Origin of the sequence: Lysinibacillus sp. UBA6686, assembly GCF_002455205.1 — a bacterium.
Lineage (GTDB): Bacteria > Bacillota > Bacilli > Bacillales_A > Planococcaceae > Lysinibacillus > Lysinibacillus pakistanensis.
The window spans coordinates 84836-92599 of sequence record NZ_DKJS01000001.1 but is presented as its reverse complement, the minus strand read 5'-3'; the positions used below and the strand labels follow the sequence as shown (position 1 = coordinate 92599).

Here is a 7764-nt window from a genome sequence, read left to right as displayed (position 1 = left end):
AAGCGAGTAGACTGGAACGGAAATCACCTTCATTTTCACTAAATATTCACAAAGAGTCCCTTGACCGTTTAGTTTTTCAACACTATGAAATGAATTTGGAATTAAAGATTTTCCAAATCCATTTTTAGACTGTTCCTATTGAGTAATACGTTCAAAAAACGATTTTGTTTTTTCTAAATCAGTTATATGCTGATTACATTGTTGACTATCTACGCAAATATAATTACTGTGATTTGTAAATGTTCCAATCTCTCGTCCTTTAACTGAAGTAGTAAACAAGTGAACATCAGCGTGACGGTTACAAATAGAACATATTCCTTTAATTGTTTCATTAGAGATTGTGCCTTTAATCGCTTTAAACTGTTCATCCTTCTCAATCACGACATATTTTCGATGTGTACCGTAATCATCCCAAGTGAAATAACAAATTTGCTGTAAATCGATTTCTTCAAGGTTTGGTAACTTTAGCTTTTTTTCCTTTTTAAATAGGCTTTTCAATATACTTGGTGTGACTGCTTTAAATGGTATGACATAGGGTTTTAATTGTTCTAAATACGCTTCACCCTGCACTCGATCTGTAACATTAAAAAGTTGTTCGATAAGTTGAGCTTCCTCAACAGACAGCACTAATTTAGCTGTAATTTCACTATCAACAATACCACGTACAGCTAGTATGACATTTTTATCCTTTGTTGTTGCAAGTGTTTGCAAAATTTTATTCATTTGCTGTTCAAGTAAATGATAGTTGGCGACTGTTAAAAACGGTTGAATTATTTGTGTCATTTAAAATCACTCCTATATTTTGATTTTTAATTTTCATCTGTTGTTTCTTTTGATTTTATAAAAAGGCATAAAATAAATGCTGCTACTATTAGAAAGAAAGCAGACATAAAGCCATTATTAAGTCCTTTCAGCAAAGCAGAGCTCCCCTCAGAATTACTTACTGTGGCTGACATAATCCCTACCATTATGGCAGAACCTAATGAAGCAAACACTTGGCGCACAGTATTATTAATGGCCGATCCGTGGCTTATTAATTTATTTGGTAGTGCATTTATTCCTGCTGTAGCTAATGGCATAGCTACTAATCCCATTCCTAGCATCCTTAATGAATATAGACAAACAATCCACCAAGTTGCTGTCTCCTTAGTAAGAAATAAAAAAGGAAGTGATGAAATAGTTAAAATAAACATACCTATCATCGCTATTTTTTTTATACCGTACTTATCAAATAGTTTCCCGGCAATTGGTGAAATGACACCTAAAACAAGAGCACCTGGAAGTAAGATTAGACCAGATTGAAGGGCTGAAAATTTCTTTACCGATTGTGTATAAATAGGTAATAGAATTTCTGAACCAATCATTGTCATAAAAATAATGCCGACAATGATGGTAGACAGCGTAAAAGTTCTGCTTTTAAATACGTTTAACTCTAAAAACGGTTGTGCTAATTTAAATTGGCGACGGGAGAAAAGTATGATGATGACAATTCCTATTATGCAAGCTACCCAAGAAATCTTATTTTGCCATCCAACATTTCCTGCAATACTTATCCCATACAAAAGTGAGCCTAAACCTAAACTACTAAGTAATAAAGAGAAAACATCAAGCTTAGGTTTTGTTAATTTAATCATATTTTTCATAAAAAAGAATGCTAGCAAAATGTTAACCCCTACAATTGGAAGAAGTATATAAAATAAGTAGCGCCATTCATAATAATCAACAATCCAACCAGATACTGTTGGAGCGATTGCAGGAGAAAATGCTATAACAATTCCTACTAATCCCATAGCTTCCCCTCTCCGTTCTGCTGGATAAACCATAAACATAAGCGTCTGCATTAAAGGGATCATTAAACCTGATCCAATAGCTTGCACAATCCGCCCTAAAAGCAAGGTAGTAAATGTTGTACTAAGTCCACAAATAACCGTTCCTATTGCAAAGCTACCCATTGCTATAAAAAATAAAGTTCTATTAGTTATAGTATTTAACAAAAATGCAGAAGTAGGAATCATTATGCCACTGATTAGCATAAATGATGTGATGAGCCATTGTGCATCTATAGCATTGATATCTAGATCTCCCATTATCTTTGGTAAAGCAGTCACCAACAAGGTTTGGTTTATAATCGTTAAAAAGGTTCCTGCCAGTAAAACAAGGACAAATCCAGCTCGCTTGAACTCATTTCCATTTATATCAATGGGTTGTATGTTATTTATTTTCATATCGTTTACTTCCTCTCACCACAAATGAACTTTTGTATATTATTTTGTACTCGAGTTCATTTTTATGATAATATGGTATAATAATAATGTCAATCATTTTTTGAGGAGTTAAAAAATATGAGTAAAAAAGAAAAAATCATTGAAGTGGCAAAACAGCTATTTCGGACAAAAGGCTATCACGATACTGCAATCCAAGATATCTTGGAGCAATCTAAAGTATCAAAAGGGACATTTTATAATTACTTCTCTACAAAATCCCAATTAATTCTTTATATTATTCAAAAGGTTGATGAGAAAGTTGAAGAACAACAAAATATGTTGTTGATTGAAGGTCAGCCTAATGATAAGCACATTTTTTATTCTCAGCTTCGGGTAAAACATTCCATCTATGGAACTGAAAAAATTGCAGAGTTATATAATATTTCTTTAGGAGAAAATGATGAGGAGCTGCAAAAATATATGGCCAATAGCCATTATAAGGAGCTGAACTGGCTAGCGAATCGCTTAATTGAGGTTTATGGTAATGAAATAGAAGAGAGTGCTATGGATTTATCTACTCACTTTATTGGAGGATTAGGCTATCAATTCAGGTATTCTGATCAAATGAAGCTAAAGCTCAATAGTTCAGATATTTTAGATTATAATATTTTACGTTTAGAAAAAAATATTGAAATAACAAAGCAAACCACTCAAATTCTATTCCCATATACATCATTAAGTACATGTGAAGATCAAGAAACCACCATTAGTAAGATACAAAAATTATTAACATCAAATGATTATAAATTTTCACGGGAAGCTCAAGAAATAATTAATTTTATTTTAGAGGAAATTCAAAGCTCATATATAAGATGGGGTGTTTGCGAAGGAGCTATTCGACAATTAAAAATACTATCCCCCTCTCTTCCAGGAACTGAACAGCTTTTGAATGAAGTATTTAATATTATCCATAAACAAAACAATAAATAAATTAATTTCTTAAATTGTCAACAAAGTCACAAAAAAGACTTTGTTGACAATCTTTATATCGCCAGCCAAATTAATAGTAGATGGAGAATAAAAAAGAAATAAAATAAAAAATATGTTTGCCAATGCCATTGTCTTATTAAATATGAGGATGTCATAAGAGTAGGAAAAATAAAGACACCCATATATTTAGTTATTGAAATATCTGTATGTTGCAAAGCATTAAAGTGAATCGGTATTTTCTCTGGAATAAACCACAGTGCAATGACTGCGAAAATAAAAGAAAAAATAATAATATAAATTTGTATTTTTTTATTAAAAAGCCATTGATGATGATAATTTCTTACTCTTTTGATAGTCATTTACCCCTCCTCTTTGGAGTTCAACTTCTGGATATTTATTTATCAATTCCCAGATAGACGTGTTTTCTTTTTCCATCAGATATTTATCAAAATAAGCTAGGCTAATTTCATTAATAATTTTGTGAACCTTTCTAATATCCTCTCCTTTATTACTTAATAGCGGTGAGAATAAATGAAAATCTGTGAAGCTCATATGAGATGTGTTACGAATAGATAATGAAAACCCTTTACCCTTTAAGGCATTCTCTCGTCTTTGCTGACTTTCTTTCCAAAATTCCTCATAGGAAGACCTTGATTTCCCGCTTAGAGAAACAGCAGTATCTAAGGCAGCATCAAAAACAGATTTATCAATGCTTTTTTCTGCATTTATTTGCATATAGGGCTTTAAAAAACCTGTCTCTGGAATTCGCTCCCCATACAACACTCCATCCATATTCAAGGCTACTTTTATCCGAGAATCCTTCAACAACATTTGTGCAGCCGCAGCACCCCCATACGAATGTCCAAACATTCCTATTTTCTTCATATTTAATTTGTCCTTAAATATGTCTATATCATTGCCACTGTTCCATTTTTCTAATGTATCCAAGACAAATGATATATCATCTGTCCAAATCTTCATGTGTGGGTCAAGCTTTTCAAAACCAGATAAATTATTTTGCTCCAACAATATCTCTTTGCCGTTTGGAAAAACAGTAGCTGCTGCATCATAAACGTGGTCAATTCCAACAATAATATAGCCGTGACTTACTAATTCTTCTATTTGAAATGTATTTTGATTCCGAAAACCTGTCATACCATGAGAAAAAATAAGTATAGGGAAATTGTCTCTATCATCTGCAATTGTGAGATTTTTCCGAGCGTAAGCATTAACAAGATTTAAATGACTTAAAGTCCATTTGGGAATTGACAGTGCTCGTTGAAGTCCATTGGTTATTGCTCCCACATTTTCAATATAGGGCTCAGGCTGAAAGGAATTTGTTTCTTTACTTGGATACCAAATTTGAATCATAAGTTCACGATATTTATCCTTATCTAATGCCTGTTCTTCCTTCCGGTTTTTATCTATTAAGTGGTACGAATTGGTACTTATAAAGTAATTTCCTGTTGGTTTTTCAAATGAAAAGATCGGAAATAGAAGTGGCAATCCTACCATGATAATCATATAAATAATTGAAAAGGTAATGATTCCCGATTGCATCCAATATTTTTTTTTGTTTTTCAAGAGCAAAAAAAGTTTACTTGCTATAATTAAAATCAAAGGTGCAAAATACCCCAAAAGCATTTGCCACCGATACCCTTCTAAGATTATCTGAAGCGCTACAAAAAGATAAATTATAACGGCAACTACTATCATTGCTTTTCGCTTTTCTATTTTGTAAAAAATTATACAAAAGAATGAAATTATAGATATAAATAAAACTAAAGCTTCTAATATCCTCAAAATAACCTCCCCTTATTTATAAACGAATGTCTTTTTCCCACTCAGAAAAGAGATTCCAAACACAAATAAACATAAGTATTTTTTTTTGAACTCAAGTACAATCGTACTTTAGCTAAAAACTTATACTTTGTCAATGCTATATTAATATTTTTCTACAGTAAAACAGCCAAATGTAAATCTGGCTGTTTCAAATTTCTTATGATTTATATGCCATTAAATTTCTCTATGAATGGTAGAATCGCTTGTAATACCGCATTTTTATCCTCTATATGCAATGTATGCCCTGCATGCAATAGTTTAATATGCTTAGCATGAGGTAAAAGTCTTAAAGCTGTTTCTACATCTTCATCCCTTATAATAGCTTTAAGTTCTGGATTACCTTGTAATATTAATACGGGACATTTAATCATCGGTAGTAAATAATGAATATCATATGACTTAAATGTATCTTCAAATTCATCGACCATAGCAGTTATTACGTTGGAATCTGTTAACAAAACACTTTTTATCATAAATTCCATTAGTGCAGAATCTTTTTTATCTTGTTGTATTTTATTTTTTCCTACTTTCAATTCTCCTTTATGCTCTTTAAAATTTTCTTTAAATGCCTGCCACTTTTCTAGGCTTTTAGAACTTTCCCTTAATACTTCTAAATTTAAAGGCGATTCTCCAATTATTAACCCTTTCACTAGTTCAGGATAATATGCAGCTATTTGAATGCCAATCATACCGCCAAGAGAATGACCAAAAATAATCGGGGGTTCAGAAATTGTTTCTTTCATAAATTGGACAACATCAGTCACATAATCTTTCAGGCTATACTTTTCAACATTCTTATCCGAGTTACCATGTCCCCTTAAATCAAGGGCATAAATACATCCGTATTCCTCTAATTCAGGAATAATTGTCACAAAAGCTTCCCAACTTGAAATGCCACCATGGAGTAGTAATATCGGTTTTCCCTCTAATTTAGTTCTCACATAAAATAAACGAATATCCTTTGTTTGGAAGTAATTCTTAAACATCTTCTCACTCATTTCAAATAGTTTTAAAGAACATATGACTTTTAACGTTCTATTAGTCATATAAAAATTAAATAAAAAACTGTTTTAAACAGTGTATTTATTCAAGTAGCATATTTTTTAATGTTGATAAACACTCTTTCTTTATACCACAATCCTCATATAAATAATTTTCTATATCACCATATTGTTTAATGATTTCATGATAAACATCATCTAAATATTCTTCCCGAACTTCTAGCATTGGTTTTATTTTCTCTGAAGAGACTTGGAAAAGGCTCATCCATTTAATCATTTTCTCCACTTTTCTCATTTTAGGTTCAATAAGATGATTAGAGTACAAATATTCTTCCATTACTTTATGATATGGAACTCCAACCAGCAATTGTATTAGTGCAGAAATGAAACCGGTTCGATCTTTCCCCCCAGTACAATGAATTAAGGCAGGCAAATGATTTTGCTTAGAAAGCAATGTAATCACTTCATTAATTTTTGAGTTGTTAATAAAGGCCATATTATAGTACATTTCTTTCATCATTCGTTCAAAATTTACTGAGTTTGATTTACTTACTAGAAATTTGAAGAATTCAAAACGTGTGAATTCTTGACTTCTATCTTGAATAGAAATGTTCTTCACCTTTATAGCTTGTTCTAATAAGATTTTACTAGGCTTTGATTTTCTTTCCCGGTCTGTTCTTAAATCACAGATTAGTTTAATGTTAAAATCATTAAATATATCTATATCTTTTACAGAAAGCCTTGATAACTCATCAGAGCGAAAAAGCATACCCTTTTTCATTACCCTTCCATCATTCGTTATAAAACCCCCAATGTCTCGGAAATTATAAAGTCCATCAAATTTAACCAGATTTTCTCCAATAGCATTCATATTCTTCTCCTTAATTTTTCAATTCAAATTTTTTATGACTTTAAAAGTCTATATAGTCACAAAAATAATAAAGATAGCATCATTTTTATTTTGACTATATATGGTATAGTATAAATTAGATGTGACTATAAATCCACAAAAAGTCATATAAAAATCAAAGGAGATACTCAATGCCAAAATTTACTGATAACGAAAAGGAGCACATTAAACAAGATCTTTTGACAAAAGGTCGTAATATTTTTATTAAATACGGTCTCGCAAAGACGAGTATTGATGAAATCATTAGAGAATGTGGTATTGCCAAAGGAACATTTTATAAATTTTTCAATTCTAAAGAAGAGCTTTATTATGAAATATTAATTAATGAAGTAGAAATTCGAGAGGAAGTTCTGAATGAACTGTTTCGAAAAAATCTTACATCAAAAGAGTTATTACATTCATTCTTTCATTTTTCTTTTGATTCAGTCGAAAAAAATCCTTTTCTACAACAAGTTTTTCAAAATGATGAACATGATCGACTGTTACGTAAATTACCAGCCCAAATGTCAGAGTTTAATCAAATGAATGCAAGGAGAGGTATTGAGGCGGTTAACTTCCTCATGGAGCAAGGGACAATGCCAAAAAATGACCCTAGAGTGATTGTAGGAATTATGCAGGCCGTGATGACATTACGTTTACACAAAAGTGAAATAGGTGACGATATTTTCCCTATTGTGAAAGATAAGATTATTGAATTTGTAGTAGAAGGATTATTAAAAGAAAAAAATTAATATATGCTATATTACAGAGATATTCCACAAAGCTTTAAAAGTACCACAAACCGAAAATTGTGGTACTTTTCATGTTGTTGAAATAC

General features: G+C 31.3%; 8 protein-coding genes. 2 read left to right on the top strand and 6 right to left on the bottom strand.

Annotation, left to right across the window (positions count from 1 at the left end; genetic code table 11):
• Window positions 1–135 precede the first annotated feature (135 nt).
• Complete coding sequence (locus B2R82_RS00445; RefSeq protein ID WP_286922991.1) at window positions 136–783, bottom strand: FusB/FusC family EF-G-binding protein; 648 nt, start codon at window positions 781–783, stop codon at window positions 136–138.
• A gap of 26 nt (window positions 784–809) precedes the next feature.
• On the bottom strand, window positions 810–2225 hold the full coding sequence (locus tag B2R82_RS00440; protein ID WP_286922990.1) for an MDR family MFS transporter: 1416 nt from the start codon (window positions 2223–2225) through the stop codon (window positions 810–812).
• A 117-nt stretch (window positions 2226–2342) separates the two neighbouring features.
• Between B2R82_RS00440 and B2R82_RS00435 the strand changes: the two genes are divergently transcribed.
• Entirely contained in the window at window positions 2343–3194 is an 852-nt protein-coding gene (locus tag B2R82_RS00435) for a TetR/AcrR family transcriptional regulator (RefSeq protein WP_286922989.1), read from the top strand.
• A gap of 53 nt (window positions 3195–3247) precedes the next feature.
• Here the strand turns inward: B2R82_RS00435 and B2R82_RS00430 are convergent, their stop codons facing one another.
• The 4 genes from B2R82_RS00430 to B2R82_RS00415 form a co-directional block, all read right to left on the bottom strand.
• The gene (locus tag B2R82_RS00430; protein WP_286922988.1) at window positions 3248–3553 is read right to left on the bottom strand and encodes a DUF1648 domain-containing protein; all 306 of its coding nucleotides are present in this window, start codon (window positions 3551–3553) and stop codon (window positions 3248–3250) included.
• Entirely contained in the window at window positions 3507–4778 is a 1272-nt protein-coding gene (locus tag B2R82_RS00425) for an alpha/beta hydrolase family protein (RefSeq protein ID WP_286922987.1), read from the bottom strand. Before B2R82_RS00425 ends, B2R82_RS00430 begins: the two co-directional genes overlap by 47 nt.
• A gap of 422 nt (window positions 4779–5200) precedes the next feature.
• Window positions 5201–6082 (bottom strand): alpha/beta fold hydrolase, encoded by an 882-nt coding sequence (locus B2R82_RS00420; protein ID WP_286922986.1) that lies wholly within the window; start codon window positions 6080–6082, stop codon window positions 5201–5203.
• A 37-nt stretch (window positions 6083–6119) separates the two neighbouring features.
• Entirely contained in the window at window positions 6120–6908 is a 789-nt protein-coding gene (locus B2R82_RS00415) for a tyrosine-protein phosphatase (RefSeq protein ID WP_286922985.1), read from the bottom strand.
• 170 nt (window positions 6909–7078) lie between these two features.
• Between B2R82_RS00415 and B2R82_RS00410 the strand changes: the two genes are divergently transcribed.
• Window positions 7079–7678: a TetR/AcrR family transcriptional regulator gene (locus B2R82_RS00410; protein ID WP_286922984.1), complete on the top strand. Its 600-nt coding sequence runs from the start codon at window positions 7079–7081 to the stop codon at window positions 7676–7678.
• The last annotated feature ends 86 nt before the right edge of the window (window positions 7679–7764 follow it).